Source organism: Flavobacterium sp. MDT1-60, assembly GCF_014844035.1.
GTDB lineage: Bacteria > Bacteroidota > Bacteroidia > Flavobacteriales > Flavobacteriaceae > Flavobacterium.
On the sequence record NZ_CP062159.1, the window covers coordinates 1,681,684 to 1,707,514 of the forward strand.

At 33.2% G+C, this 25,831-nt stretch carries 26 protein-coding genes and 1 pseudogene; 11 read left to right on the plus strand and 16 right to left on the minus strand.

The genetic code is table 11. From position 1 onward, the window contains the following. Positions 1-123: 123 nt before the first annotated feature. From cobU to IHE43_RS07160, 3 genes are read right to left on the minus strand one after another with little or no spacing between them, the layout of a single operon-like run. The gene (cobU, locus tag IHE43_RS07150; RefSeq protein WP_192187299.1) at positions 124-630 is read right to left on the minus strand and encodes a bifunctional adenosylcobinamide kinase/adenosylcobinamide-phosphate guanylyltransferase; all 507 of its coding nucleotides are present in this window, start codon (positions 628-630) and stop codon (positions 124-126) included. A 29-nt stretch (positions 631-659) separates the two neighbouring features. Further along, positions 660-1,040: a four helix bundle protein gene (locus IHE43_RS07155; RefSeq protein ID WP_192187300.1), complete on the minus strand. Its 381-nt coding sequence runs from the start codon at positions 1,038-1,040 to the stop codon at positions 660-662. Between the two features lie 30 nt (positions 1,041-1,070). Continuing rightward, the gene (locus IHE43_RS07160) at positions 1,071-1,433 is read right to left on the minus strand and encodes a DUF5522 domain-containing protein (RefSeq protein ID WP_192187301.1); all 363 of its coding nucleotides are present in this window, start codon (positions 1,431-1,433) and stop codon (positions 1,071-1,073) included. A gap of 173 nt (positions 1,434-1,606) precedes the next feature. Here IHE43_RS07160 and IHE43_RS07165 point away from each other — a divergent pair, with 173 nt between their 5' ends. From IHE43_RS07165 to IHE43_RS07175, 3 genes and pseudogenes are all read left to right on the plus strand, one after another. Beyond that, positions 1,607-2,749: an ABC transporter substrate-binding protein gene (locus IHE43_RS07165; RefSeq protein WP_192187302.1), complete on the plus strand. Its 1,143-nt coding sequence runs from the start codon at positions 1,607-1,609 to the stop codon at positions 2,747-2,749. 61 nt (positions 2,750-2,810) lie between these two features. Next, a pseudogene (locus IHE43_RS07170) lies at positions 2,811-3,778 on the plus strand (iron chelate uptake ABC transporter family permease subunit). A gap of 107 nt (positions 3,779-3,885) precedes the next feature. Further along, positions 3,886-4,662 (plus strand): ABC transporter ATP-binding protein, encoded by a 777-nt coding sequence (locus IHE43_RS07175; protein WP_192187303.1) that lies wholly within the window; start codon positions 3,886-3,888, stop codon positions 4,660-4,662. Between the two features lie 203 nt (positions 4,663-4,865). On the opposite strand, the gene IHE43_RS07180 is transcribed toward IHE43_RS07175, so the two are convergent. Both IHE43_RS07180 and IHE43_RS07185 read right to left on the minus strand, forming a co-directional pair. Beyond that, positions 4,866-5,321, minus strand: a complete 456-nt coding sequence (locus IHE43_RS07180; RefSeq protein WP_192187304.1) for a tRNA (cytidine(34)-2'-O)-methyltransferase — start codon at positions 5,319-5,321, stop codon at positions 4,866-4,868. Positions 5,322-5,415: 94 nt separating this feature from the next. Then, on the minus strand, positions 5,416-5,988 hold the full coding sequence (locus IHE43_RS07185) for a pseudouridine synthase (protein ID WP_192187305.1): 573 nt from the start codon (positions 5,986-5,988) through the stop codon (positions 5,416-5,418). Between the two features lie 176 nt (positions 5,989-6,164). On the opposite strand from IHE43_RS07185, the gene IHE43_RS07190 reads away from it, so the two are divergent. Then, positions 6,165-6,500 (plus strand): hypothetical protein, encoded by a 336-nt coding sequence (locus IHE43_RS07190; protein WP_225585435.1) that lies wholly within the window; start codon positions 6,165-6,167, stop codon positions 6,498-6,500. Between the two features lie 213 nt (positions 6,501-6,713). After that, positions 6,714-10,151 carry a T9SS-dependent choice-of-anchor J family protein gene (locus IHE43_RS07195; protein WP_192187306.1) on the plus strand — a complete coding sequence of 1,146 codons (3,438 nt, stop codon included), beginning with the start codon at positions 6,714-6,716 and terminating at the stop codon, positions 10,149-10,151. A gap of 56 nt (positions 10,152-10,207) precedes the next feature. Here IHE43_RS07195 and IHE43_RS07200 read toward each other — a convergent pair whose 3' ends face one another. The 5 genes from IHE43_RS07200 to IHE43_RS07220 all read right to left on the minus strand — a co-directional run bounded on the left by IHE43_RS07200 (position 10,208) and on the right by IHE43_RS07220 (position 14,650). Next, on the minus strand, positions 10,208-10,765 hold the full coding sequence (locus IHE43_RS07200) for a MepB family protein (protein ID WP_370526705.1): 558 nt from the start codon (positions 10,763-10,765) through the stop codon (positions 10,208-10,210). 61 nt (positions 10,766-10,826) lie between these two features. After that, a complete protein-coding gene (locus IHE43_RS07205; protein ID WP_192187307.1) occupies positions 10,827-12,767 on the minus strand; it encodes a hypothetical protein in 1,941 nt (646 codons plus the stop codon). After that, positions 12,764-13,318, minus strand: a complete 555-nt coding sequence (locus IHE43_RS07210; RefSeq protein WP_192187308.1) for an RNA polymerase sigma factor — start codon at positions 13,316-13,318, stop codon at positions 12,764-12,766. The genes IHE43_RS07205 and IHE43_RS07210 overlap by 4 nt, the downstream gene beginning before the upstream one ends. 49 nt (positions 13,319-13,367) lie before the next feature. After that, on the minus strand, positions 13,368-13,763 hold the full coding sequence (locus tag IHE43_RS07215) for a hypothetical protein (RefSeq protein WP_192187309.1): 396 nt from the start codon (positions 13,761-13,763) through the stop codon (positions 13,368-13,370). Positions 13,764-13,771: 8 nt separating this feature from the next. Further along, entirely contained in the window at positions 13,772-14,650 is an 879-nt protein-coding gene (locus IHE43_RS07220; protein WP_192187310.1) for a protease complex subunit PrcB family protein, read from the minus strand. Between the two features lie 189 nt (positions 14,651-14,839). Between IHE43_RS07220 and rmuC the strand changes: the two genes are divergently transcribed. The 4 genes from rmuC (at position 14,840) to IHE43_RS07240 (ending at position 18,032) form a co-directional block, all read left to right on the plus strand. Next, the gene (gene rmuC, locus IHE43_RS07225) at positions 14,840-16,225 is read left to right on the plus strand and encodes a DNA recombination protein RmuC (RefSeq protein ID WP_192187311.1); all 1,386 of its coding nucleotides are present in this window, start codon (positions 14,840-14,842) and stop codon (positions 16,223-16,225) included. A gap of 33 nt (positions 16,226-16,258) precedes the next feature. Further along, on the plus strand, positions 16,259-16,807 hold the full coding sequence (locus IHE43_RS07230) for an acyl-CoA thioesterase (RefSeq protein ID WP_192187312.1): 549 nt from the start codon (positions 16,259-16,261) through the stop codon (positions 16,805-16,807). A 29-nt stretch (positions 16,808-16,836) separates the two neighbouring features. Then, positions 16,837-17,229 (plus strand): VOC family protein, encoded by a 393-nt coding sequence (locus IHE43_RS07235; RefSeq protein WP_192187313.1) that lies wholly within the window; start codon positions 16,837-16,839, stop codon positions 17,227-17,229. Positions 17,230-17,462: 233 nt separating this feature from the next. After that, positions 17,463-18,032, plus strand: a complete 570-nt coding sequence (locus IHE43_RS07240; protein WP_192187314.1) for a YceI family protein — start codon at positions 17,463-17,465, stop codon at positions 18,030-18,032. 2 nt (positions 18,033-18,034) lie between these two features. Here IHE43_RS07240 and IHE43_RS07245 read toward each other — a convergent pair whose 3' ends face one another. Then, positions 18,035-18,946: a TIGR01777 family oxidoreductase gene (locus IHE43_RS07245; RefSeq protein ID WP_192187315.1), complete on the minus strand. Its 912-nt coding sequence runs from the start codon at positions 18,944-18,946 to the stop codon at positions 18,035-18,037. A 96-nt stretch (positions 18,947-19,042) separates the two neighbouring features. On the opposite strand from IHE43_RS07245, the gene IHE43_RS07250 reads away from it, so the two are divergent. Continuing rightward, positions 19,043-19,705, plus strand: coding sequence for a TetR family transcriptional regulator C-terminal domain-containing protein (locus tag IHE43_RS07250; protein ID WP_192187316.1), 663 nt, complete (start codon positions 19,043-19,045; stop codon positions 19,703-19,705). Then, positions 19,702-21,006 carry an AarF/ABC1/UbiB kinase family protein gene (locus IHE43_RS07255; protein WP_192187317.1) on the plus strand — a complete coding sequence of 435 codons (1,305 nt, stop codon included), beginning with the start codon at positions 19,702-19,704 and terminating at the stop codon, positions 21,004-21,006. The genes IHE43_RS07250 and IHE43_RS07255 overlap by 4 nt, the downstream gene beginning before the upstream one ends. 93 nt (positions 21,007-21,099) lie before the next feature. Here IHE43_RS07255 and IHE43_RS07260 read toward each other — a convergent pair whose 3' ends face one another. The 5 genes from IHE43_RS07260 to IHE43_RS07280 all read right to left on the minus strand — a co-directional run bounded on the left by IHE43_RS07260 (position 21,100) and on the right by IHE43_RS07280 (position 25,801). Beyond that, positions 21,100-22,395: a deoxyribodipyrimidine photo-lyase gene (locus IHE43_RS07260; protein WP_192187318.1), complete on the minus strand. Its 1,296-nt coding sequence runs from the start codon at positions 22,393-22,395 to the stop codon at positions 21,100-21,102. Positions 22,396-22,489: 94 nt separating this feature from the next. After that, positions 22,490-22,957, minus strand: coding sequence for an SRPBCC family protein (locus IHE43_RS07265; protein ID WP_192187319.1), 468 nt, complete (start codon positions 22,955-22,957; stop codon positions 22,490-22,492). A gap of 7 nt (positions 22,958-22,964) precedes the next feature. Beyond that, a complete protein-coding gene (locus tag IHE43_RS07270; protein ID WP_192187320.1) occupies positions 22,965-23,405 on the minus strand; it encodes a sterol desaturase family protein in 441 nt (146 codons plus the stop codon). An 85-nt stretch (positions 23,406-23,490) separates the two neighbouring features. Next, positions 23,491-24,330 carry a phytoene/squalene synthase family protein gene (locus IHE43_RS07275; protein WP_192187321.1) on the minus strand — a complete coding sequence of 280 codons (840 nt, stop codon included), beginning with the start codon at positions 24,328-24,330 and terminating at the stop codon, positions 23,491-23,493. 4 nt (positions 24,331-24,334) lie between these two features. After that, positions 24,335-25,801, minus strand: a complete 1,467-nt coding sequence (locus IHE43_RS07280; RefSeq protein WP_192187322.1) for an NAD(P)/FAD-dependent oxidoreductase — start codon at positions 25,799-25,801, stop codon at positions 24,335-24,337. Positions 25,802-25,831 lie beyond the last annotated feature (30 nt).

Sequence of the window (25,831 nt, forward strand, 5' to 3'; positions counted from 1 at the left end):
GTTGTTGAGGTTAAAATTCCAATAAAAAAAATCCAAATTCCAATTTCAAAAATCAATCTGAATGTTTGAATTTATGTAAAGTTAAGGCAGTGCCTTGGAATTTGGAATTTATAATTTGGAATTTTATTTAATTTTTACCGGAATTCCCGAAACCATCAAAACAACTTCATCTGCTTTTGAAGCCAAAAACTGATTCATCCAGCCCTGAAGTTCTGTAAATTTTCTGCCGATATGAGTTTCGGCATGAACACCCATTCCAATTTCGTTGGTCACAATAATAAGTGTTGCGTTTTCCTGATTTGCAATTGCCAGAAATTCTTTTTTGGCTTCTTCCAAACTTAAAGTTACATCATATTTATGATCAGTAAAAAAGTTGGTTAACCAAAGCGTTACACAATCAATCAAAGCTACTTTCCCTGAAAAATTAATTTCACTTAAATATTTTTCTTTCTCAATATTAGTCCAGCGCCCGTCGCGTTCTGACTGATGTCGGTCGATTCTGGTTTGGAAATCGTCATCCCATTTTCTGGCCGTTGCCAAGTACATTGGAGTATCAGAAAGCTTCAATGCTAAATTTTGGGCATAACTGCTTTTTCCTGATCGTTCGCCTCCGGTAATTAAGTAAATCATTTTAATTATTAATTGTTAGTTGTGAATTGTTAATTTGAAGTAGAAACTGCTTTGGAGATGAGTTGGTTTTTTGTGGTTTTCAGAATACTTGTTATTAGTTTTAAAATTGCAATGGCATCACTGTTGATATTTTCAAATTCTTTATCATTTAAATAATCAGTAGCTTTTAATAATTCTAGCCAATAAATTGATTCATTTGCTTCTTTTTGCGCAATAGCAAATTTATGAATGAAATCATTTTTACTTTCAGCGTGTTCTGCTTCTCTAACCATTGCACCAATACTTGTTCCAGATCGTAGTAGTTGTTTAGAAAGTATAAACTCTTTTTTCTCAATACATAGATATTGATATAATTTGACAATTCGGATGGCAAAATCAAAACTTTTGTCTTTGATTATGTTGTTTTTCATAATTAACAACTAACAATTTATAATTAACACTTAATAAGGGCAATGGCGACAATCATTACCACAACAATTGCCTCGTTTCAAATGGAACCAACTAGTGAAAACTGTAGTGCCTTCTTCCTTATAATAATCGATATCTTCAATAAGTTTTGCAGTTTTTGGTAAAGATAGTGCTTTATTTTGTAGTGCTTTTTTTGGAGTCATAGTCTCGACATAAGCATCTATTTTGTCTACGCAGGCTTCTTTAAAGCAAGTCTGACAAAGACAATCGCCTCCTTCAGAAAGATTAAAAATAGGAGGGAAATCATTACACCAGCATTTGTTTTCAACAGAAATATCTCCGCAGCTAAAAGTAGATTCACAACTTGAGCAAACTTTGGTTTTTGTGGTATTCATAAATATAAAAGATAATTTTGTTGAAATTTGTAAGAATAAAGGTAAACAAAAAAAATAGAAATTGCCTTACCTTTGTCGCTATCGAAAATTTAAATAATGAAATTGTGATATTCAAAATCTGTGCCGATATTGCATATTAACGATTTCATATTCCAAAATAGTATAACCAGTATATGAAAAATTTAGTACCTAAATCCATTATTATTCTATCTTTTTTTCTTCTAATCGGATGTAAAAAAAATGAAACTGCTGAAGTTGCAAAATCTCCAATTGCTAAAAATAGTATTGAATATGCTTCTGGACTTTCTATCGTAAAACACGAAGGATTTTCAGTAGTAACAGTGACAAATCCGTGGCCAAATGCAAATAAAAATTTTACTTATATTTTAAAAGAAAAAGAAGCTAAAGTTCCGGATAGTTTACAAAATTATACTACGATAAAAGTTCCTTTAGAATCTATTGTGGTGACATCAACGACTAATATTCCCTATCTTGAAATGCTGGATGTAGAAGATAAACTAGTTGGTTTTCCACATACCGATTATATTTCATCTGAAAAAACCAGAATATTAATTGATAAAGGTTCTGTGAAAAACGTTGGACAAAATGAAAAATTAAATATTGAACAATTAATAGAATTATCTCCAGATTTGATTGTAACTTTTGGAGTTGACAATAACAATCCGATGCTGGATAATTTGACAAAAAGTGGTTTAAACGTAATGATTCAGGCCGACTGGATGGAACAATCTCCACTTGGAAAAGCAGAATGGATTAAACTCTACGGAGCCTTATTTGGTAAAGAAGAGAAAGCCAAAGAATTGTTTGATAAAATTGTAACAAGCTACAATCAGGCTAAGAAATTAGTCGCTGATAAACCTGCGACGACGACAGTTTTATATGGTTCTATGTATGAGGATGTTTGGTATGTGGCAAAAGGAAACAGCTGGGTGGCGCAATTTATGAAAGATGCACAGTCTAATTATTTATGGGCCGATTTAAAAGGAACCGGAAGTCAGGGTTTGTCATTCGAAAAAGTATTAGATAAAGCCAAAACAGCAAATGTTTGGATTGCTTCTGGATCTTTTCTGACTTTAGACGAATTACAAAAAGCAAATCCGCATTACAGTGAGTTTGACGCTTTTAAGAATAAATCAATCTATACTTTAGAAAGTAAGTTTGGAGCAACTGGCGGAACCATTTATTATGAATTATCGCCAAGCCGACCAGATTTGGTTTTGAAAGATTATATTAAAATTTTTCATCCGGATTTACTGCCGAGTTATGAGTTTACTTTTGCATCTAAACTGAATTAAATTGGCAAACAAAGAAAGAAATACCATTTTATTTATCGTTCTGGGTTTAGGACTTCTTCTGATGTTTTTTGCGAGTATTAGTTTGGGTTCCGTTAATATTCCATTTAGAGATGTTTATACGAGCTTAACAGGAAGTCAAGCTAGCAAATCGACTTGGGAATATATCATTATCAATTACCGTTTGCCAAAAGCGATTACAGCGATTTTAGTCGGAACCGGACTTTCAATAAGCGGTTTGTTGATGCAGACTTTATTCAGAAATCCGCTTGCAGGGCCGTATGTTTTAGGATTAAGTTCAGGTGCAAGTCTCGGAGTGGCTTTTGTGATTCTTGGTGCTGGATTTTTGCCTTCTTTTTGAGAACAATCGCATTATCTTCATACGGAATTGTTTTGGCTTCAACTTTAGGCAGTACACTTGTTTTATTGTTGGTTTTAGTCGTTTCGCAACGTTTACGGGATACGATGGCAATCTTAATTGTTGGATTAATGTTCGGAAGTTTTACAACCGCAATCGTGAGTGTTTTAACTTATTTTAGTACAGCCGAACAGCTTCAGAAATTCACTTTTTGGTCATTAGGAAATCTTGGCAATCTTTCCTGGAAATCAATTATAGTTTTGGCAGTCAGTGTATTTTTTGGTTTAGTTTTAAGCGCGGCTAGTATTAAGCCTTTAAATGCTTTGCTTTTGGGCGAAAATTATGCAAAAAGCATGGGATTGAATTTCAATAAAGCCCGTTTGATCATTATTTTTGCAACCAGTATTTTAGCCGGAAGCATCACTGCTTTTGCAGGCCCGATAGCTTTTATTGGATTAGCTGTGCCGCATATCGCAAAACTGACTTTTCAAACCAGTAACCATATGATTTTGTTTTGGAGTACATTGCTTTTTGGAGCTATTATTGTATTATTCTGTGATATAGTTTCTCAAATGCCGGGCTTTGATGTTACACTTCCAATAAATGCAATTACGTCTATAATTGGTGCACCGGTCGTAATTTGGTTATTGATAAGAAAAAGAAATTTTAAGTAATAATGTTTGGCCACGGATTAAACGGATTAAACGGATCTTCGCAGATGTTAAATCGTTAAAAAATCTTAGCTCCTTAGTATCTCAGAACCTTAGCATCTTAAAAAAAAATGAAAACAATTCTAGAAACTTCAAATTTAACCATTGGCTATAAGTCCAAGAAAGCAACTGTGGCTATTGCTGAAAATCTTAATTTGAATCTGTCATCAGGAAAACTCATTTCATTAATTGGTGCAAACGGAATTGGGAAATCAACTTTATTGAGAACCATTACCGGAATTCAACAACCGTTGTCAGGGAAAGTTCTTCTGAATGAAAAAAACATAAATACTTATAACCCTCTAGATTTAGCACAAAATCTAAGTTTGGTTTTAACCGAGAAATTGCCACCAAGCAATCTTTCTGTTTTTGAATTAGTGGCTTTGGGAAGACAGCCATACACGGATTGGATCGGAACTTTATCTCAAACAGATATAGAAAAAGTTCAGGAAGCGATGGTATTAACGCAAATTGAACATTTGGCACAAAAAAGACATTTTGAGATTAGTGACGGTCAATTGCAAAAGGTTTTAATTGCGAGAGCTTTGGCACAAGACACGCCTTTAATTATTCTCGATGAACCTACAACGCATCTCGATTTATTACATAAAGTTTCGCTTTTCAAATTGCTAAAAAAGCTGACACAGGAAACTCAAAAATGTATTTTATTTTCAACACACGATATCGATTTGGCGATTCAGTTAAGCGATGAAATGATCATAATGACGCCGGAATTTGTTGTTCAGGATGAACCATGTAATTTAATTTCAAAAGGAAGTTTCGCTACTTTGTTTAAAGACGAGCATATTATTTTTGATGCTGAAAAAGGGAAGTTTGTGATTACTTAGAATACTTTTTATTAATCTCAATTAATTATGAGTCCCAGCGGGACATTATATTTATAGAATGATAAAGGCATTTTGGCAGAACCCATAGGGGTGAAATATTTATCCATCAAAATAAAAATTATTATATCGCTCCTCTGGAGTTTTAACCTGTGGTAAAATATTATAGCTATAAACATTAAGCTCCTCTGGAGTTTCAAAATAAATTAAACCTTCAACCCAATTTGTCTTTTAGCCTCACCAACTACAAAAGCCACAGAATTTGCAATATTAAAACTACGGATTAATTTCGACATCGGAATCGTTAGATGATTTTCAAAACGTGTTAAAACTGCTGCGCTCAAACCAACGCTTTCTTTTCCGAAAACCAACCAGTCTCCATCTTGAAAATCGGTTTCTAAATATGATTTCTCTGCATGCGAACTCATCAAAAAAACACGTGATTGATCAGGAATCTGCTGAATCCATTCTTCTATATTTTGATATTCGGTCACATCAAGATGTACCCAATAATCCAAACCGGAACGTTTGAGATTTTTATCATTAATCACAAATCCGAAGGGATGAATTAAGTGCAGACGACTTTCTGTGCCCACGCATAAGCGTCCAATATTTCCAGTATTATTTGGTATTTCAGGTTCTACAAGAACAACGTTTAGCATTTTTTAAGTTATTTGTTAAATGTTAGATGTTAAATGTTAGATGTTAGTCTGTAACTATCTAATTTTCAAATTATCTAATTGACACATTTTCTAATTAGTTTTCTAATTTAAAATCTGAAACTTCCAGAACATCTCCAGCTTTTAAGTTTTGCAAATATACATTTCCTATTCTAACACGAACTAATCTTAAAGTTGGAAAACCGACCGCCGCTGTCATTTTACGAACCTGACGGAATTTGCCTTCATTTATGGTTATAGAAGCCCAGGAAGTTGGGCCATGACGTTCGTCTCTTATTTTTTTGGCTCTTGGCCCAAAATCAGGAATTTCGGTAACAATAAAGGCTTTACAAGGTTTAGTTTTATATTTTCCACCATCAAAACCAATTTCCACACCTTTTTGCAATTCTTCAATCGCTTCAGGAGTTATCACCCCATCAACCTGAACGTAATATTCCTTGTCTACTTTTTTGCTTCTTATTTGTTCGCTTACTTTTCCGTCGGTTGTAAGTAAAAGCAATCCTTCAGAATCTTCGTCTAAGCGGCCAATTGCCATGGTACCTTCAGGAAAATCATATAATTCACCCAAAAGCTTTTTCTTTCTCTTTAGTTCGTAAATAAATTGGCTTAAATAGCCGTATGGTTTAAAAAGAATGAAGTGATGATGCATGTATTATTTTTAAAGTGCAAAGATAGTTTTGTTTTCAATTCAAGTAAAGAATAATTATTTAATAACCAAAAGCTATGTTAAAGGTCTTATTTTTCCCATTTAAAATTCGTAATATTATGTAGTAATGAAAAAATATAATGTCATGGAAAATAACAATCTAGGTTCCAAAAAAATAAATGGAACACAAAAAAAACATCGATGAATCGAAAGGGAAAAATATTCCACACGATATTGAATTTCATGAATCAGAAATAAAACAAGAAGTAGTAACTGACAAAAGTGGAAACAAAGAAATCGTAGACAGAGTCCGAAATGAAAACGAAAGTTTCCAAGAAACTTCAAAAGATATAAATTCAAATAATCCAAATGCGAATCGTGGGGTGTCCACGGAAGAAGAAGCAAAAAAAACAGTCGAAAATAAAGATCGGAATTCAGATATTACGCCAAATCGTTATCCTAATTCAAATCCGGAAAGTCATGAGGACAGGGGAAATATGAAACTGGATGAGTGATTTTCTTTGTTCATTAAGTCAATCTATAAATTTGATAAAATAAAATGAAAGCTGCCTGAATTTCAGGCAGCTTTTTTTGTCAGGTTTTATGAATAGATAAGTTTTTACGTTTTATACATGATTTAAAAATCTTACAATTAATTTAAGTTTTGACAATATTATCTTAACTTTAAAGGCGATAACTTTAACATCTAAATTTCTATGTCTTAACCTATGAAAAAGATCTACTCAGTTCGCCATTTAATGGCTTTTTTAAGTTTTTTTTATTGCTCGGTGTCTGTCTTTGCTCAGACATTTCCAACAAAACAAACATTGCCTTATGCACAAAATTTTAATGGATTAGGAGTTGTTGATACAGCATATCCGGATGGTTTTCAAGGCTGGACCGCAAGTATATCGCCAGGATCAGCTTTTAATACAAATGCTACTTTAATAGCAGATAGACCTTTGATAGCAAATAGCACAGCGTCTACTAGTAGTGGCAATTTTCATAATTATGATGGAAAAATTGGTTTTTTAAATAATAGTAATCTTGATTTGACAATTGGATTTGCTTTTGATGCTACAAATCAAAAAGCGATTCAGGTTCAATATGATGCGATGACACTTCGTAATCCTTACGGAACAGTAATAAGCGGAACTTCGTCTAATCGTATTAATGAAATGGTCCTGCAATATAGGATTGGTAATACAGCTTCTTTTACTACATTACCGACAACCTTATATTCTAACAATGAAGTTTCACAAATAACGGCTGTTACCACTCCTCAAAATTTAAAAACTTTTAAGATTACGTTACCTGCTGAATGCAACAATCAGCCTGAAGTTCAAATAAGATGGATTTCAAGACAAGTTTCCGGATCAGGTTCAAGACCATCGTTTGCAATAGACAATATAGATATAAAAAGTGATATAGTTGCTCCAGTAAGCGTTGCGGGCTATCCAAAAGCAGATAATATTTTATCAAACAGTTTCGATTTTTCCAATAAATTAGATGAAATCGGAAAAACTTACTATGTTTTACTGCCTGGCGGAAGTGCGACTCCAAGTGTAGTTCAAGTAAAAGCGGGTCAGGATGCTAATAACGCTCCGGCTTTACAATCCGGTTTTTTTGATATTATAGATCCAACTCAGGTATATCTAAAAAGTTTTACCGGACTTTCAATTAGTACTGCTTATTCTGTTTTTTCTATTTCAGAAGATCCATATGGTAACGTTCAGACAACTGTTGTAAAAGTTGATGCTACAACTGCCGCCGCAATAGTTCCATCTGTAACAACCACTGTTGCTTCTTTAGATTTAGGGTTTTCAGAAACAGGCTTTACTTCAGAAAGTGGAAGCTATCAAATTCAGGCAGTTAATCTTTCGGCTAACGTTACAGTTACTGCTACAGGAAATTTTACTATTTCTAAAGATAATACTGCGTTTGGAACTTCTTTAACATACGCCATAGCTGATTTTGCTTTAAATGCAGCACAAACTGTTTATGTTCGTTTTACACCAACTGCTACGGGTAATTTGTCCGGACAGATAACACACGAATCAACGGGAGCGACAAGCAAAATAGTTACTCTTTCAGGAACAGGAATTAATCCGTATTTGCAGGGTTTTAATGATCCGGCCGTTCTAACCAATAGTGGATGGACACAGTATAACGTAGCTGGGACTGCAAATGAGTGGACGAGTACAACAGTGGCGCGAAACGTCAATTCGGGAACCGGGGCAATACTTGTTAACGGGTATTCTGATAGTGGTGCAAGCAAAGATTGGCTGATTTCACCAAGATTGCGTTTGGATAATTTTAGTCAAATTCCATTATTATCTTTTTACTCCCGCAAGTTTTACGTAGGTTCTGATTTGAAATTAATGGTTTCTGTTAATTATGATGGTAAAAGCAATCCGGAAACAGCAACGTGGACAGAAATACCAGGGGATTTCCCAACTATTACTGGTACTTATAAACAATCGCAATTTATAAATTTAGGACCGTACAAAACGAACAATACTTATGTGGCGTGGGTTTATGTAACTACAGCCGGAGGAGCAAATAATGCGGAAGAATGGTCATTAGACGATGTTGCTATAACAAATGAAGCGGGTTTTGTGGCAGCAAATCCTATTTTAGATTTTGGAGAAGTTAGTATTAATACAATATCAGCAAGTCAGTCTTTTGTTTTCAAAGCAGAGGGTTACAATGACATTACATTAAAAGCTCCGGCAGATTACCAATTGTCTTTGGATAATACTTCATTCCAGTCAGATGTTTTAATAAGTTCAGCTGATGCAATGGCTGGAAAAACAGTTTATGTTCGATTTACGCCTTCTATAAGAACTTTGACTATATCTGGCACTTTAACGGTTACCGGTACCGGTCTAAATAAACAAATAGGATCTTTAACAGGATCTTCATTGCTAAAAGCGGATACTTTTGATATTGTAACCTACAATCTGGAGTTTTTTGGTACTGATGTAAAAGGTACAGATAATGTTGAATTCGGTCCAACAGATGACACTTTACAAATTGAAAATGTTGCTAAAGTGATGAACAAATTAAATGCCGATGTTTATGTTGTTCAGGAAGTTTCAGATGATCCGTCTTTAGATATTTTGATTCAGAAAATTAATATCAACGGAAAAACATTTGATAAATCAATTTCAACATCATGGTCGTATTCGTTTAATGCTGCTGATCCTAATTTTCCTCCCCAAAAATTAGTGGTTCTTTATAACACTCAAACTACTACAGTAAAAAGTACGCGTGTTATGTTTAAGAAATTATATGATGAAGTTCGTGCAGGAACAAAAACGTTACCAAATTATCCAGGAACGACTTCTACGGTTAACACAAGTTCTAGTTTTTTCTCATCAGGACGTTTGCCTTACTTAGTTAAAATAGAAACCAATATTGGAGGAATTAAAAAAGAGATTAATCTGATTGATCTTCACGCACGCGCCAATAGCGGATCAGATATTTCCAGATATAATATGCGTAAATACGATGCTGAATTATTGAAAGACAGTCTGGATGTTGAGTTTCCAAATGCTAATTTTATGATTTTGGGAGATTTTAATGATGATGTCAAAGCATCTGTTATTGCAGGAAATCCTTCGTCATATCAAAAAATAGTTGAAGATAAAAACCGTTATAATACACTTACTTTAGAGATTAGCAAGGCTGGTGCCTATAGCTTTTTGAGTTCAAATGGATTTTTGGATCATATTGTTATTTCTAATGAATTGACAGATCAATATATTCCGAATTCAATTGCTGTTTATGATCCGCGTAATGATATTACCAACTATACCAATACAACTTCAGATCATGGTCCTGTAATTGCCCGTTTTGAATTGAAAAAAGATGTTTTGTCTACAATTGATTTCGGAACAAATAATGGATATTTTGTACAAGCCTATCCTAATCCTGCAACTGATGTTGTAAATGTGACAGTAAAAATGAAAGAGGATAAAATTTTAAAATTACGACTTTATGATATTTCAGGACATTTAGTTGGAAATCCAATTGAAATTAAAGGAACTCAGGAAAAAAACGATGCTGTAATTCAATTAGGCAATCTTAGATCCGGAATTTATGTTTATACCTTAAGTGAAAACAATAACGTTATTTATAGCAATAAAATCATAAAAAAATAAACAGAAATACATTTAAGTAAAAATGGCTGTCCAGTAATAGACAGCCATTTTTTATACTAATTAACTAATTCTCTAAAAGTATCAAAATCCGGTTCAGGAGTTATTTCAAAGAAATATTTCAACTGCCAATTCTGAGTTTTTTTAGCTTGTTTGTTGTTTGTTTCATCCCAAGGCGGGTAAACTCTTACAGCTCTTTTTCCTTCGCTGGTTGCTGTCGAAAAGATTCCTTTTTCAAGTAACACATTTTTAGGAAAAATAAACTGCCCAAAAAGATCATCTTTTCGAACGCTGATAAAAACAAAATCGATTAAATCAGTTGAATCAAAAGGTTCAATTGTTCCTAATCTGCTTCGTTTCCACAAAGTAACAAATTGGCCAGTTTTTGTTGGGGTAATTTTGGCTTCTCTGTAGCAAATAAATTTCTCATTGAGATAGAAACGATAAGCACTGTAATCAATGCTTTCGCTTTCCTGCTGCGGTTGCGAACAGTCAAAATCAAAACAATCATAAACCAGTTCTTTGGCTAAAAGCAAATCTTTGGGGATAGATTTGTGATTTGTCCAATGGTTTTTTACGATCATTTTGAGAAGACTCGCTTTTAAGCTTGTTTTCAAAATTATAGTAGGTTTAGGGGTTACGTAGGTTTTTGGGTGTTAAATATATGGTTTTTTTTATTTAAAATGAAACATTTAGTCCGAAATTTACTCCCCATTGAAATTGGTTAAATGATTGACTGTTTAATGGATTTACATAATAATTCATTGCAGGTTCAACAAAAACATTTGTTTTTTTGTAAACCCGGTATTGCACTGTACTACTTAACGTTGAGCCGTATACAAAATCATTTGCGTTTACATTTTTACCTAATGAATTTCCATCTATTGCAACATTGTTAGATATTAATTTACCAATAAAACCACCTGTATTCAAACTGATAGAAGCTTTGTTTTTAGAAAAAACAGCATACGAAACTTCTAAAGGCATCTCAACATATCGTAAACTTTGATCTAAATTTCCACTTTGTACATTACTACTGCTTACGGCATTTTTAGTGCTGTTTGAAACTAATACATAACTATCATTACTTGCAATTTGAGGAACTGTTGGGTTTTTCATAAAATAATCACCAGTAGTTAAAAAAGCATTGTCGGCAGTTTTTATATAAGAGACATTAGCCACACTCTGACCTAATTCATTGATTTTAAAACCAGAACCAACTGCCCATTTTTTATTGATTTTATATTTAGTTTTAACACCGTAAGTACTACTTTGTTTCGAGTCGTTTACGTTGCCTAAAGTTTTGTCATTTTTATAATTTTCAGAATTGGCAATTCCTGCAAAAACTTCAAGAGCCCATTTTTCAGCTTTTGATGCCGTTTTAGGATCTTTTTCTCTTCCTTTTTTCTCTTCAGGAGTTATACCTTTTTCTAAATTTTGAAGTTCTGCCAACTGAACAGAATCTTGTTTACTCAAAACATTGCTGAATTTAGAATTGCTTTTGGGAGCATTATCGGCAATGGCTTTTTCTGTTTTAACAGTTGTTGTTGTAGCTTCTTTTTTGCGGTCAGCTATTACTTTTTCTTTATTGTTGAAAACTGAATTTGAATTTCCTAAAGCAATAGCTGCAGGATTTGAATTCAATTGATTTTCAAAAATAGAACCTGGCACCTGATCCTTTGAAAAAGAATTAAATTGACTTTGTTTTGTGGTCTTAAAAGTTTTCTCGGTTACAGCCTGATTTCCATTTCTTTTCTCAGCGTTTAAGTTTTGATTTTTTGAAAAAGAATTGAACTGATTTTGATTTCCGGTAGTAAACGTTTTCTCGGCTACAGCCTGATTTCCATTTCTTTTTTCAGGGATTATGTTTTGATTCTTCGAAAAAGAATTGAGCTGATTTTGATTTCCGGTAGTAAACGTTTTTTCGGCTACAGCCTGATTTCCGTTTCTTTTCTCAGCGTTTAAGTTTTTATTTTTTGAAAAAGAATTGAACTGATTTTGATTTCCGGTTCTAAAAGTTTTCTCAGCTACAGTCTGATTTCCATTTCTTTTTTCAGCATTTAAATTTTTATTTTTCGAAAGTGAATTGAATTGATTTCCTTTTTCTGAAACAGCTGTTTGTTCAGCTACAGTTTGATTTGTATTTCTTTTTTTTGAATTTAGATTTGCATCTGAAGAACCAGGATTGCTTTTATTTTTAGAATCAGCATGGGCTACTGCAGTTTCTGTTGTTTGATTTCCTTCAGAATTACCAGAGCTGTTTTTTGAGCTTTCTATAGAAGAACTTTGTACAATTCCTGACTTATTTTCGATATCCTTTTCTGTAGCTATTGTTTTTGTATTGTTACTGTTTTTTTTGTGCTCATCGATAACAACACTATTGTTTCCTCGGGCACCATTATTTATAGTTTTGATTCCGTTGTTTGAGCTAAAATATAAAACAGAAGGCAGTAACAAGCCTAATAACAGGCATGCCGCTGCTGACCACCAAAGAATAGCTCTCTTTTTCTTTTTTGGTTTGTCAAGTTTTTCCTCAATGTTTGCCCACAATTCAGGGGGTGGAACACTTGAAAAGTTTTCCATTGATGAAAAAATATCTTCTATATTCTGCTTTTTCATGCTATTTTAAAATTTTTTTTTAAGCTCAAAATCCTTTTCTGCAAAATGCCCTTCGCTCTGTTTAAATTTGATTTTGATGTTCCTTCTGAAATTTTTAGTAACTCGGCTATGTCTTTGTGTTTCATCTTTTCAAAAACATACAAGTTAAAGACAGTCCGGTATTGATCAGGTAAATCCCGAATATATTCCAGTAATTTTTCTTGCTCTATCGGAATTGTATCTAATTCTTCCTCTTCAGTAAAATCGGTGTCAGGATCAAAAACATCCAAAAAGAAACTTTCTTTTTTCTTCTTGTTTAAAGTTTCGATAAGCTTATTTATGAAAATACGTTTTAACCAGCCTTCAAAGCTCCCTTCAAATTTGTACTGACCAATTTTCTGAAAAACAATAACAAATGCTTCCTGGAAAACATCCTTCGCATCGTCTTCGTTTTTCATATATTTTAGGCAAATACCATACAAGACAGGAGAGAACAACTGATATATTTTCAGTTGTCCTTCCCTGTCATTTTGCATGCATTGCCTGATATATTTTTCTAAATCGTCTTTCAAAAATGGTTAAATTTGGTTCTGTAAAAATAGTTTTTATTAACTTAAAAAACTACCTTTTATAAATACTACGAGTAGCATCCTGGTTATTGCTAACGATTGTTAAGTTTTGATTATCAAGGTTTTCTATGATATAAGTTTTGCCTTCAAAAGTAATCAGGTCATGCTCTGAATGGTCAAAAAAGCCAATGCCTTTTTCTATTTGGTAGGCACTGTTTCTAATTTCTACATCATTTTTATAAGTGATAACTCTCCCTTCAGGGGTAAAAACAATTTTCTTGTTGAAACCACTGGTCTTTGGTGTTGCTGTATAAGGATTACTTGATCCTCCAATTGATTTTTCCCAAATCCAGGTGTTTATAATAGAACCGGCATAACCTTTCGTCTCTAATGAATATGCTGCAGTGAAAAGGCCAAATACAATAAAAAATAGAAAATGTTTTTTCATAATCTTAATTATTTTAAACTGGTGATTTTATCCTGGATAGTTTTTTTGAAAAGTTTAACCTCTGTGCTTTGATCTGCTGTGTCGGCGTTGTCGATATAAATTTTGGTAACAACAGCTCCCTGAGTAAACTCAAAATAGATTCCGCCCTGATCAGCTGAGTCCGGCGTTCCGTATGTTTTAGTTTGTCCTTTTAAGTTTAAAATTTCAGTTGGTATGCTTTTCGAAAACGTAGTGTACTCGTCTCTTTTTGTAGTAGTACTGTATTTATATTGGCTAAAATCATAATTACCTGCTACTACATTTTGAAATTTTTGAATATTGTAATTGTTTAGCTGGAAGAATTTTTGACAATCTGTACCTATACATTTACTGTTAAAACTTCCAATTACGATGTTGTCAGAGCTCTCTGTTGTTCTGTTAAAAACAATCGGTTTTGACGTTTTAGGGATCAAAATAAAATCTGATGGATAAGTAGGTGCAGATGATAAAGTTTCGCCATTCTGTGGACTTTTTTCGTAAAAATTAATTACAATTTGACAATTATTTTCTACAATACTTGTAATTTTTATAGCATAACCACTTGTAGGTTTTGCTCCGGCAAAAATTCCCACTAAGAATTTTTGAGTAAAATCGATATTAGGGTCACTTGCAACAGTACAAGTATTTTCGTGTTTTGTAAAGTAGTACTCCATTCTTTCAGTTGAGTTTACTACGATGGCAGCAGGGTTAGTAGGTAAACTTTTGACAGCGTAATTGCATAAAAGTGGAAATCCTGTAAAAGCTACTTCTGTGTTTACTCCACAATCTACATTATTCATGTCATCATTACTAAGAGAGCAAGCACTAAATCCAAAAGCTATAAACAAGCTTAACATTAATTTTTTCATTGGGTAATATTTTAATAGGTTATATTTAGTAGATGTGTTTTTTTTAAATGGTTGCGTGCAGAAATATTTTTTTATATTTTTTTGAGAATGTTTATTTAATTTGAGATGGACAATAATTCGTGAAATTTTAGTTTTAAAAATTAAGCACTACGTATTATTGCGTACTTTTACGTAAAAAAGAACTTAGTTATGTTTGATTTTCTTCCCTTTTTATTGGCTTTTGTTGTGGCTTTTGTTGTGGCTTTGTTGCTGGGTATTTACTTAGGAAGAATGCTGTTTTCGGCCAAATTTCAATCAGAAAAGGTAAGTTTAGAGGAAAGACTAAATGCTAATATCAATCAATTGCAATTGCAGAAAGAGCAATTTGAAAATGAAAAAAGAAATTTTGAAAAAGTACTACAATCAAATAATGTAGAAAAAGAAAGTATCAGAACTGAAAAAGATAGTTTGGCTATCCAGCTTTCTAAAAAGGAAGTAGATTTTGAAAATTTATGGGAAAGACATAAAGAACAAAAAGCGGAGATTACAGAACTTCAGGAAAAGTTTACTAAAGAATTTGAAAATTTGGCGAATAAAATCCTTGAAGAAAAGTCGGCTAAATTTACGGAACAGAACAGCGAGAACATGAAAAATATCTTGTTACCATTGCAGGATAAGATTCATGGATTTGAGCAAAAAGTAGAACAAACACACAAAGAAAGCATCGATTATCACGCGGCTTTGCGTCAGCAGATTGTGGGATTAAGTGAAATGAATGCCCAAATGAGTAAAGAAACGTTAAACCTGACTAAGGCATTAAAAGGAGACAGTAAAATGCAGGGAAATTGGGGAGAGTTGGTATTAGAACGTGTTTTAGAAAAATCAGGTTTAGAAAAAGGACGTGAATATGAAGTACAGCAAAGTTTTACAAATAACGAAGGAACTCGCGTTTTTCCTGATGTTGTAATCAATTTGCCCGACGGCAAAAAAATGATTGTAGACTCTAAAGTTTCTTTGGTAGCCTACGAAAAATGGATCAATGAGGAATCTGAAATTCTTAAAATTGATTATTTAAAAGAGCACGTCAATTCTATTAAAAGACACGTAGAACAACTCGGAAATAAAAATTACCATGATTTGTATCAAATTGAAAGCCCTGATTTTGTTTTGCTTTTTATTCCGATAGAACCGGCTTTTGCTATTGCATTAAATGAAGATTCAGCTTTATACAATAAAGCATTTGATCGAAATATTGTGATTGTAACGCCAAGTACCTTATTGGCGACCTTAAGAACTATCGATAGTATGTGGGCAAACCAGAAACAGCAGGAAAACGCTTTTGAAATTGCCAGACAAGCCGGAGCTTTATACGATAAATTTGAAGGTTTTGTTGCCGATTTGGTTAGAATTGGAAACAAAATAAAAGACACCAAAAATGAATACGACAGTGCCATGAATAAATTGGTAGACGGAAAAGGAAACTTAATTTCGAGTGTCGAAAAATTAAAGAAAATGGGAGCAAAGGCAAAAAAGGCGCTTCCGGAAAACATTATTGCAAGAGCCTCAAATACAGATGAAAATCAATTACTAAACTAAAATATTTACCTACTTAATAATACCACAATTTATATGACTGCAGATTTCAAACCCGTTTCTTCATCGAAAATAAGTATATCCGAATTAATGTTGCCATCGCACACCAATTTCAGCGGTAAAATTCACGGGGGATATATTTTACAATTACTGGATCAAATTGCTTTTGCTTCGGCCTCGAAATTTTGCGGGAATTATTGCGTAACGGCCTCTGTTGATACAGTAAACTTTTTGAAACCTATTGAAGTTGGAGAACTCGTTACCATGAAAGCTTCGGTGAATTACGTTGGAAGAAGCTCGATGGTTGTCGGGATTCGTGTTGAAGCAGAAAATATCCAGACAGGAGCTGTTAAACATTGTAATTCTTCTTATTTTACAATGGTGGCCAAAGACAAGGAAGGAAAAAGTGTCGCCGTTCCCGGACTTATTTTATCTAATTTAGAAGAGGTTCGTCGTTTTAGAAAAGCAGTTAAACATATTGAGGTACGAAAAGAAGTTGAAGAACATGCTAAAATTACCAATGTAAATTCGATTGAGGATTTAGCAAGTTTAGATAAATATAATGTACTTTTAGAAATTAGTTAGGAATAAAGAATTCAATTAAATCAGGTCAAATGGTAAAATTTAGATATACAATTTTATATGTAGAAAATGTAGAAGAGTCAATTGTGTTTTATGAAAATGTATTTGGTTTTTCAAGAAAATTCATAACTCCGGAACATGATTATGGTGAATTAATCACAGGCGAAACGACACTTTCATTTGCCTCGAAAAACCTGGCTGCTCAGAACCTAAAAGATGGTTTTGTTGAAAGTAACTTAGACAATAAACCTTTTGCATTTGAAATTGGTTTTATTACAGACGATGTTCTGGAGTTGGTACAAAAAGCGACTTCTTTTGGAGCGGTGCTGGTAAAAGAGCCAACTGCAAAACCATGGGGACAAATTGTGGCTTATGTTAGGGATCTGGATGGCTTTTTAATAGAGATTTGTACTGAAATGGAATAGTTTAGAAAAGCATTTCACAAACAACATTTCACATTTTACCTCAATAAAACATTTCACAAATATTTAGCATAATTCGGCAATTAGTAGCTTGAAAATTTCGTAACTTTAAGTGTATAGATAAGTTACTATATTTTCACGGAGTATTGCCATTCGATTTTTATAAAATCTGATTCCTTTTTTAGTTAATCCTACTAAAAAAACCGAATGACATAATTGTTTAATTGCTGACGATTATGAAAAGAACTACATTATTAATCCTGCTTTTTTCAGCATTTTCTTTATTTGCTCAGGAAAAATTTACAACCACTACCGGAACTGTGAATTTTGAAGCTTCTGTGCCTTTATTTGAGGAAATAAAAGCTGTAAATAGATCTGTTGCGATTGTTTTGGAACCTAAAACAAGCGTTTTCATCTGCACTGTTATTGTCAAAGATTTTCGTTTTAAACTGGACTTGATGCAAGAACATTTTAACGACAATTATATGGAAAGTAATCGCTATCCTAAAGCGGTTTTTAAAGGTAAAATTGCCAAATTTGATTTGAAAGATATTAATGAAATTGAAAAAGAATATACGATAAAGGGTAAATTGACCGTTCGCGGAAAATCGAGAGAAATTGAAGTGAAAGCTTTTTTAAAAAAAGTAAATGAGGGAATCCAGATTCATTCTGATTTTCCAATTGCGTTTTCTGATTTTAATATTCAAATCCCTAATAGAATAGCCGAGAAAATTTCACAAACGGCCAATACTGATTTAATTGGTGTGATACGAAACGAAGATGCTTTCCTGGTGACCTTGAAATAAAATCAGGACAAGCTGGTAGAGAGTGTTGCTTCAATATCTGTATATTGAAATTCAAAACCTGCTTTTTGTATTTTTTCAGAAGAAACTCTTTGCCCTTCTAAAACAGCAATGCTCATTTCACCTAATCCAAGTTTGATTAAAAACGGCGGTATATTTGGAAGCCAAATGCTATATCCGTACAAATGCGCCAGAATTCTTGAAAGGGTTGCATTTGTTGTATTGTCGGTAATAGTGGCATTGTACGCACCCTGCATTTCAGCATCAACTAATGCTTTCAAATAAATCTGAGATAAATCTTCTACATGAATCCATGGTAAATATTGTTTTCCGGAACCTAAAATGGCACCAAATCCGGCTTTAAAACTTGGCGTTATTTTTTTGAGAAAGCCTTCATCTTTTCCCAAAACAATTCCTGTCCTTATTTTGACTGTCCTTATTCCCAATAAAGTAATTTGATCGGCAGTATTTTCCCATTTTTGGCAGGTTGTTCCTAAAAAGTCATTTGCCGGAGGTGTGTTTTCGGTGCAAATTTCCTGACTTGTATTAGCCCCATAAATTCCAACGGCAGAGGCTGAAATAAAAGCGTCCAAAGTTTTATTGTTTTCCTTTAAAATAGAAAAGATAAGTTCGATAGGTTTAATACGGCTTTCTAAAATTGCTTTTTTACGTTTTTTAGTCCAACGTTTTTCTACAATTCCTTCACCAGCCAAATGAATAATATAATCCGCATTCAGTATGGCTTCTTTCTCAATAAAATTATCTTTTAAATTCCATTTATAGTAAGTAATAGATGGCGTATTTTTTCTTGGATAACGGCTTAAAATAGATACAGAAAAACCACTGTCAATAAGTACATCTGTAAGATGTTTACCAATAAATCCAGTTCCTCCGGTTAGTAAAACATTTTTAGCCATGATATTATAATATATTTAACAGTGCATCCTGTTTAAGCATAAGTAAAGATACTTAAACATTGCTTACCTTTAGGACAAATTCTAAATTTAAATGAGATGGCCACTAAAAAGAAGATAATCAGCAAAGAAGATATTGTTTCAATGTACATGAGTGAAGTTTTAGAAAAGGGACAAAAACCAAAATCAGTTTATCATTTTACAAAAGAAAATGATTTTACAGAAGCGGAATTTTATGCCTTTTTTGGAACGTTGGAAGGTTTAGAAAAAGAAATTTTCAGACTCTTTTTAGTCAATACAATTGATGTACTTCATAAAAATTCAGATTATCAGGAATACGATATGAAGAATAAAATGTTGAGTTTTTATTTCACTTTCTTCGAGGTTTTGACAGCCAACAGAAGTTATGTTTTACAATCGTTGAAACTCGACAGAAATCCATTGAAAAATTTAGTGCAACTGACCTCTCTTCGTGAATCGTTTAAAGAGTATGTTTCTGAAATCCTGACAGACGATTACAGACTTGAGCAGGAGAAATTTCAAAAATTCCAGGAAAAAGGAATTCAGGAGTCAGCTTGGTTACAATTAATGATGACGATAAAATTCTGGATGGATGATGAATCTGCAGCTTTTGAGAAAACAGATATTTTTATCGAAAAATCAGTTAATGCTTCATTTGAATTAATGAATGTTGCGCCACTAAATCATTTGATAGATTTTGGAAAATTTCTATTCAAAGAAAAAATATACAGCAAACAATGAAAACAATCGATTATATACCAACATCAAAAATAGAAAGAGCCAGCAAATTGGTGCAAACCGGTGCAAAAGTAGGAGTGAACTACATAAAGCATTATGCTGAAAAAATGGTGAATTCTGATTTGACACGTGATAAACTCAATGAAAATAATGCCGAAGATATTTACGATGGATTAAAAAGCCTGAAAGGCAGCGCACTAAAAGTAGCCCAGATGCTAAGCATGGACAAAAACTTTTTGCCTCAGGCCTATGTCGAGAAATTCTCATTATCACAATTTTCTGTTCCACCACTTTCGGCTCCGTTGGTTTTAAAGACATTTAAAACGAATTTCGGAAAAACACCTTATGAGATTTTTGATGAATTCAATGCTAACTCAGTAAATGCAGCTAGTATTGGACAAGTGCATTTGGCAAAGAAAAACGATAAAAAATTAGCGGTTAAAATTCAATATCCGGGAGTTGCTAATAGTATTTCTTCAGATTTGGCTTTGGTAAAACCCATCGCAATCAGAATGTTTAATCTACAGGGAAAAGATTCGGATAAATATTTTAAGGAAGTTGAAGATAAATTGATAGAAGAAACCAATTATTTATTAGAATTAAAACAAAGTCAGGAAGTAGTTAAAGCCTGCAGTAAAATTGAAAATATAATTTTTCCGAATTATTATCCTGAGTTTTCATCAGAGAAAATCATCACGATGGACTGGATGACCGGAATTCATCTTTCTGAATTTACGGCCAAGAATACAGATCGTGAAGTTGGCGATAAAATAGGTCAGGCACTTTGGGATTTTTATATGTACCAGATTCATGTTTTGCGAAAAGTCCATGCTGATCCGCATCCCGGAAATTTTTTAGTGGATGATCAAAATCAATTAATTGCATTGGATTTTGGTTGTATGAAACAAATTCCGAATGAGTTTTACGAGCCTTATTTTGAATTAATTAATAAAAATGTAATTACAGATCAAACGCTTTTTAATCAGAAATTATTCGAATTGGAAATTCTTCGTCCAGACGATTCCCCTTCAGAAATTGAGTATTTTACAGATATGTTTCATGATTTGCTGTCACTTTTCACAAAACCATTTCAAAATGAAACTTTCGATTTTGCCGATGAAACTTTTTTCGAAAGCATTGCCAAATTAGGTGAACGTTTCTCAAACGATACCAACCTCAAAAAAATGAACGGAAATCGCGGTTCTAAGCACTTTATTTACATGAATCGAACTTTCTTTGGTTTGTACAATTTAATGTTTGATTTGAAAGCGAAAATTGTGGTGACGAATTATTTGAAATACTAGACTGGAAAATTCCAATATAAAAATTCCAAATTCCAATTGTAACGAAACAATACTAATACTAATACTTGGAATTTGGAATTTAAAATTTGGAATTTATTTAATGATTCCCTTCTTATAAGTTACAATCGCTCTGTCCCTCGCAAAAGCGTGATCAATCATTGGTTCGTTGTAACCCAAATCAAATTCAGGAATCCATTTTCGAATGTAGATTCCTTTTTCATCAAATTTCTTTTGTTGAATTTCGGGATTAAAGACTCTGAAATAGGGTGCGGCGTCACAGCCTGTTCCGGCGGCCCATTGCCAGTTTCCAACGTTCGAAGCCAATTCAAAATCTAATAATTTTTCTGCAAAATAAGCTTCACCCCATTGCCAGTTAATGAGCAAATGCTTGCATAAAAAACTGGCTACAACCATACGAACGCGATTGTGCATATAGCCGGTTTCATTAAGTTGTCTCATTCCGGCATCAACCATTGGGTAACCAGTGGTTCCGGAACACCAGCGTTTAAAGTCATCTTCATTATTCCTCCACTGAATGCCATCGTAAGCTGATTTAAAATTGTGATTCACAACATTCGGAAAACTGAAAAGGATCTGAATAAAAAATTCCCTCCAAATCAATTCGCTTAAAAATGTTTGATTTTTTCGATTGGCCCAATTCACCAATTTTCGAATACTTACAGTTCCAAAACGTAAATGAGGTGAAAGATAAGAAGTGCTGTCTAAAGCAGGGAAATCTCTGGTTTCTTTGTAATTGGTAATTTGTGTTAAGTTATGAGGAAGCACTTTTATTGTACTCTTTTCAAAACCGATTGCTGTTAATTCCGGAAATGGAAATTGATTTGCAGCAAAATTACTAAGGAGTGATTCTGAATCATATTCTGATAAGCCACCTGAAAGATGGTATTTTTCCAGCCATTTGTTTTTATACGGCGTGTAAATGGTATAGGGAAGTCCGTCTGCTTTTGTGATTTCTTTTTCTTCAAAAATGACATGATCTTTAAAGAAAAGGGATTCTATATTATTATCTTTTAAAAGTGATGAAATCGCTAAATCTCTATTTATCGCAAAAGGTTCATAATCTTTGTTGAAGAAAACTTGTTGAATATCATATTCATCTAAAAGTGATTTCCAAACTTCAATAGTTTTTCCTTTTTTGATTAAAATCGAAGAATCAATCGTATGAAGCTGTTCATTTATTTTTTGAAGCGAGTCATAAATAAAACTTACTCTGGCATCATTTTTAGGAAGATTCTCTAGAATATCATCATCAAAAATAAATAGCGGAATTACGGGAAAATCTGATTGTAAAGCGTGAAATAATCCGGTATTGTCTTCTAAGCGCAAATCGCGTCTAAACCAGAAAAGGGTGACTTTTTGTTTTGCCATTATTTAAAATTCTGCGTTGAGGTTTTTTGCCACAGATTTCGAAGATTTATAAAGGATTTCTAATCTGTGTTGATCTGTGGCAAAAAATATTTTTTTAATATACTTTTGAATTAAACAATTCTTCAATTTTATTATGGCGATAATCAAAAATGGTTTTCAGTTTGCTTTTTACAACCAGCCTATTCATTATTCTGCCTAAATATCCTAACGGTAAGGCATAATGTACGATATCAACCATTTTTGTTCCATCTTCTGTAGCTTCAAAAAAGTGTTTGTGATGCCATAAAGCATAAGGTCCAAAACGCTGTTCGTCTATGAAATATCTATTTTCTTTGCAAACTGTAATGATCGTAACCCAATTGATTTTAATTCCTAAAAGAGGTTTTAAAGTATACGTAATAATTTGTCCGGGATACATTCGTTTACCGTCAAAATCCTGAATTTCAAAACTCATATTATCGAGTGTGATTGTGTGAAGATTTTTTGGGCTTGAAAAGAAATCCCAGCATTCTTCAACGCTGGCATTTACATGTTGAACGGTTTCTATTTTGTATACTTTCATAAATCACTTACATTTTATAATATTTAAAAGGAACAAATAACATTCCGAAACATTCTCCTTCTTCTTTCCCCAAATGTTTATGGTGAATTTTATGCGCTTTTCGTAACCCGATGAGGTATTTGTTTTTGGTGTTTTTAAACCATTTAAAGCGCTGATGAATCAAAACATCATGAATTAAAAAATAGCAAATGCCATATAATGTTACGCCACAGGCAATGAAAAACAAATAATTGAATTCGCCCTGAACGCCAAAATAAAAAAGGACAATACTCGGAATGGCAAAAATGACAAAGAAAATGTCGTTGCGCTCAAAAGCATGTTCGTATTTAGGTTGGTGATGATCTGCGTGAAAATACCACATTAATCCGTGCATCACATATTTGTGTGTAAGCCAGGTAACACATTCCATGAACAGAAAAACACCGAAAAAGATTAAGAAAGAAATCATTTTTGTATTTGTTGAAATATTAAAGTTGCAATTTAAATGAGTGAAAATTTAGCTTAAAAATATAAAAGATTAACTCTATAAATTATCAGACTAGTTTTAGTTTGTAAGTTACAAAAGATTGGGCTAAAAGTCCCGCTTTTGTGTAATTTGAAACCCTGATCCTCGAATTTCCAATTTCATAATAAGGTGTGTTTTTTAGTTTCTTAAGTAGTTTTTTATAATAAATGTAAGCAGTATAGACGCCAAATTTTGCTTCGATTGGAAGTTTTACAATTCCCTGATAGGCAATTTTAAAATCTTCTTCGATTTCTTTGATGATGGTCGTTTTAACATTTTCATCAAAAGATTTTAAGTCAACTCCCGGAAAATAGTTTCGGTTTAAAACTAAATTATCCTCTTTTAAATCGCGTAAAAAATTTACTTTCTGAAAAGCAGATCCCAGACGCATTGCTTCACTTTTAAGCTGATCGTATTTTTGATTATTTCCTTTAACAAAAACCTTTAAACACATTAAGCCTACAACATCAGCAGAACCGTAAATGTAATCTTCGTATTCTGTTTGAGTATTATAGGTCGATTTTACGAGATCAAGTTTCATACTTTTTAAAAAGTCCTGAACTAAATCGTCAGTGATATTATATTGTTTTATCGTATGCTGAAAAGAGTTGAGAATAGGGTTGAGGCTGATTCCTATTTCCATGGCTTTGTAATATTCTTTTTCAAAATCATTGATGAGGTTTTCTTTGTCGTAATCGTGAAAAGAATCGACGATTTCGTCGGCAAAACGTACAAAACCATAAATGCTGTAAATGCCATCCCGTATACTTGGAGAAAGCATTTTTACTGCAAGCGAAAAAGAAGTGCTGTAGCTTTGGGTGACCAATTTACTGCATTTTATAGAAACGGTATCAAATAGTGTTTTCATCTTTTTACGATCTTAGAGATTTTTGAATTAACTCAGCTACTAATTTTCCAGAAATTAAGGCAGGCGGAACTCCCGGACCAGGAACAGTTAGTTGTCCTGTAAAATATAAATTACGAACTTTTTTGCTTTTTAGTTTCGGCCTTAAAAAAGCAGTTTGTAAAAGTGTGTTGGCCATTCCGTAAGCATTTCCTTTATATGCGTTATAATCTGTTACAAAGTCGTTTTTGCAAAAGGATCTTTTAAAAATAATATTATTTCTAATTTCTTGTTGGGTAAGTTGCTCAAAACGAGCGATTATCTTTTCGAAATATTCTTCGCGAAGTTCTTCCGTATCTTTAATTTCCGGCGCAAGCGGAATAAGAAAAAATGCGCTTTCCATTCCTTCCGGCGCTGCGGTTTTATCTGTTTTCGATGGGAAATTGGCGTAAAATAAAGGTTCGTCAGGCCATTTCGGTTCATCGTAAATATCGGCTGCGTGTTGGTTGAAATCCACATCAAAAAACAAAGCGTGATGTGTAATGTTCTCTATTTTTTTATTGAAGCCAACGAAAAACAAAAGAGATGAAGGTGCAAAAACACGACTTTCCCAATATTTTTCTGAATAACTGCGATGCGTTTCATCGAGTAAGGTTTCAGTATGCTGATAATCGGCACCGCTTAAAATGATGTCGGCTTTTATTGTCTTTCCGTTAATTATGATTCCGGTTGCAGTTTTGTTTTCAACTATAATTTTTTCAATAGATGAATTGGTTTCAATCGTAACTCCCAGTTCAATTGCTAGTTTCTCGATTCCACGAATCACATCAAACATTCCGGTTTTCGGATGCCAGGTTCCTAAGCCGAAATCGGCATAATTCATAAAATTATAAAAAGAAGGCGTATTAGATGGTTTAGCACCCAGAAATAGAACTGGAAATTCGAGGATCTGAATTAGCTTCTGATTTTTAAATTTCTTTCGGATATCAGCACTTACATTGCCAAAAAACTGATTTAGTTTTAATGCAGTTTGTGGAGTGATTAATTCTAATGGAGAAATACCAGGGCGATAAACCAAATCTTTAATTGCAATATCATAATTGCTTTTGGCCTGTTTGATAAAGGTTTCCAATTTTTTACCGCTTCCTTTTTCAATTTTCTCAAAAGTGATTTTTATTTCTTCGAGATTATCATAAATATTGATGAAATCATTTGCACCAAAATAAACCCTATAAGCCGGATTTAGTTTGATGAGCTCATAATAATCAGAGGTTTTTTTGTTGAAATCAGAAAAGAAACGTTCAAAAACATCGGGCATCCAGTACCAACTTGGCCCCATATCAAAGGTAAAACCATCTTTTTTAAATTGTCTGGCTCTTCCGCCAATAAATTCGTTTTTTTCATAAATAGTTACCTGGTTTCCTTGCTGTGACAGGTAACATGAAGCGGCTAAAGAGGAGAAGCCTGAACCTATTATTGTGATAGTTTTTTTCATTTGTTTAACAAATGTACAAAAACTTTAAAC

What these genes read in the sequence shown, in the direction of transcription:
- cobU (WP_192187299.1), bottom strand. Translation starts at nt 630, where the DNA reads ATGATTTACTTAATTACCGGAGGCGAACGATCAGGAAAAAGCAGTTAT.
- IHE43_RS07155 (WP_192187300.1), bottom strand. Translation starts at nt 1,040, where the DNA reads ATGAAAAACAACATAATCAAAGACAAAAGTTTTGATTTTGCCATCCGA.
- IHE43_RS07160 (WP_192187301.1), bottom strand. Translation starts at nt 1,433, where the DNA reads ATGAATACCACAAAAACCAAAGTTTGCTCAAGTTGTGAATCTACTTTT.
- IHE43_RS07165 (WP_192187302.1), top strand. Translation starts at nt 1,607, where the DNA reads ATGAAAAATTTAGTACCTAAATCCATTATTATTCTATCTTTTTTTCTT.
- IHE43_RS07175 (WP_192187303.1), top strand. Translation starts at nt 3,886, where the DNA reads ATGAAAACAATTCTAGAAACTTCAAATTTAACCATTGGCTATAAGTCC.
- IHE43_RS07180 (WP_192187304.1), bottom strand. Translation starts at nt 5,321, where the DNA reads ATGCTAAACGTTGTTCTTGTAGAACCTGAAATACCAAATAATACTGGA.
- IHE43_RS07185 (WP_192187305.1), bottom strand. Translation starts at nt 5,988, where the DNA reads ATGCATCATCACTTCATTCTTTTTAAACCATACGGCTATTTAAGCCAA.
- IHE43_RS07190 (WP_225585435.1), top strand. Translation starts at nt 6,165, where the DNA reads ATGGAACACAAAAAAAACATCGATGAATCGAAAGGGAAAAATATTCCA.
- IHE43_RS07195 (WP_192187306.1), top strand. Translation starts at nt 6,714, where the DNA reads ATGAAAAAGATCTACTCAGTTCGCCATTTAATGGCTTTTTTAAGTTTT.
- IHE43_RS07205 (WP_192187307.1), bottom strand. Translation starts at nt 12,767, where the DNA reads ATGAAAAAGCAGAATATAGAAGATATTTTTTCATCAATGGAAAACTTT.
- IHE43_RS07215 (WP_192187309.1), bottom strand. Translation starts at nt 13,763, where the DNA reads ATGAAAAAACATTTTCTATTTTTTATTGTATTTGGCCTTTTCACTGCA.
- IHE43_RS07220 (WP_192187310.1), bottom strand. Translation starts at nt 14,650, where the DNA reads ATGAAAAAATTAATGTTAAGCTTGTTTATAGCTTTTGGATTTAGTGCT.
- rmuC (WP_192187311.1), top strand. Translation starts at nt 14,840, where the DNA reads ATGTTTGATTTTCTTCCCTTTTTATTGGCTTTTGTTGTGGCTTTTGTT.
- IHE43_RS07230 (WP_192187312.1), top strand. Translation starts at nt 16,259, where the DNA reads ATGACTGCAGATTTCAAACCCGTTTCTTCATCGAAAATAAGTATATCC.
- IHE43_RS07235 (WP_192187313.1), top strand. Translation starts at nt 16,837, where the DNA reads ATGGTAAAATTTAGATATACAATTTTATATGTAGAAAATGTAGAAGAG.
- IHE43_RS07240 (WP_192187314.1), top strand. Translation starts at nt 17,463, where the DNA reads ATGAAAAGAACTACATTATTAATCCTGCTTTTTTCAGCATTTTCTTTA.
- IHE43_RS07245 (WP_192187315.1), bottom strand. Translation starts at nt 18,946, where the DNA reads ATGGCTAAAAATGTTTTACTAACCGGAGGAACTGGATTTATTGGTAAA.
- IHE43_RS07250 (WP_192187316.1), top strand. Translation starts at nt 19,043, where the DNA reads ATGGCCACTAAAAAGAAGATAATCAGCAAAGAAGATATTGTTTCAATG.
- IHE43_RS07255 (WP_192187317.1), top strand. Translation starts at nt 19,702, where the DNA reads ATGAAAACAATCGATTATATACCAACATCAAAAATAGAAAGAGCCAGC.
- IHE43_RS07260 (WP_192187318.1), bottom strand. Translation starts at nt 22,395, where the DNA reads ATGGCAAAACAAAAAGTCACCCTTTTCTGGTTTAGACGCGATTTGCGC.
- IHE43_RS07265 (WP_192187319.1), bottom strand. Translation starts at nt 22,957, where the DNA reads ATGAAAGTATACAAAATAGAAACCGTTCAACATGTAAATGCCAGCGTT.
- IHE43_RS07270 (WP_192187320.1), bottom strand. Translation starts at nt 23,405, where the DNA reads ATGATTTCTTTCTTAATCTTTTTCGGTGTTTTTCTGTTCATGGAATGT.
- IHE43_RS07275 (WP_192187321.1), bottom strand. Translation starts at nt 24,330, where the DNA reads ATGAAAACACTATTTGATACCGTTTCTATAAAATGCAGTAAATTGGTC.
- IHE43_RS07280 (WP_192187322.1), bottom strand. Translation starts at nt 25,801, where the DNA reads ATGAAAAAAACTATCACAATAATAGGTTCAGGCTTCTCCTCTTTAGCC.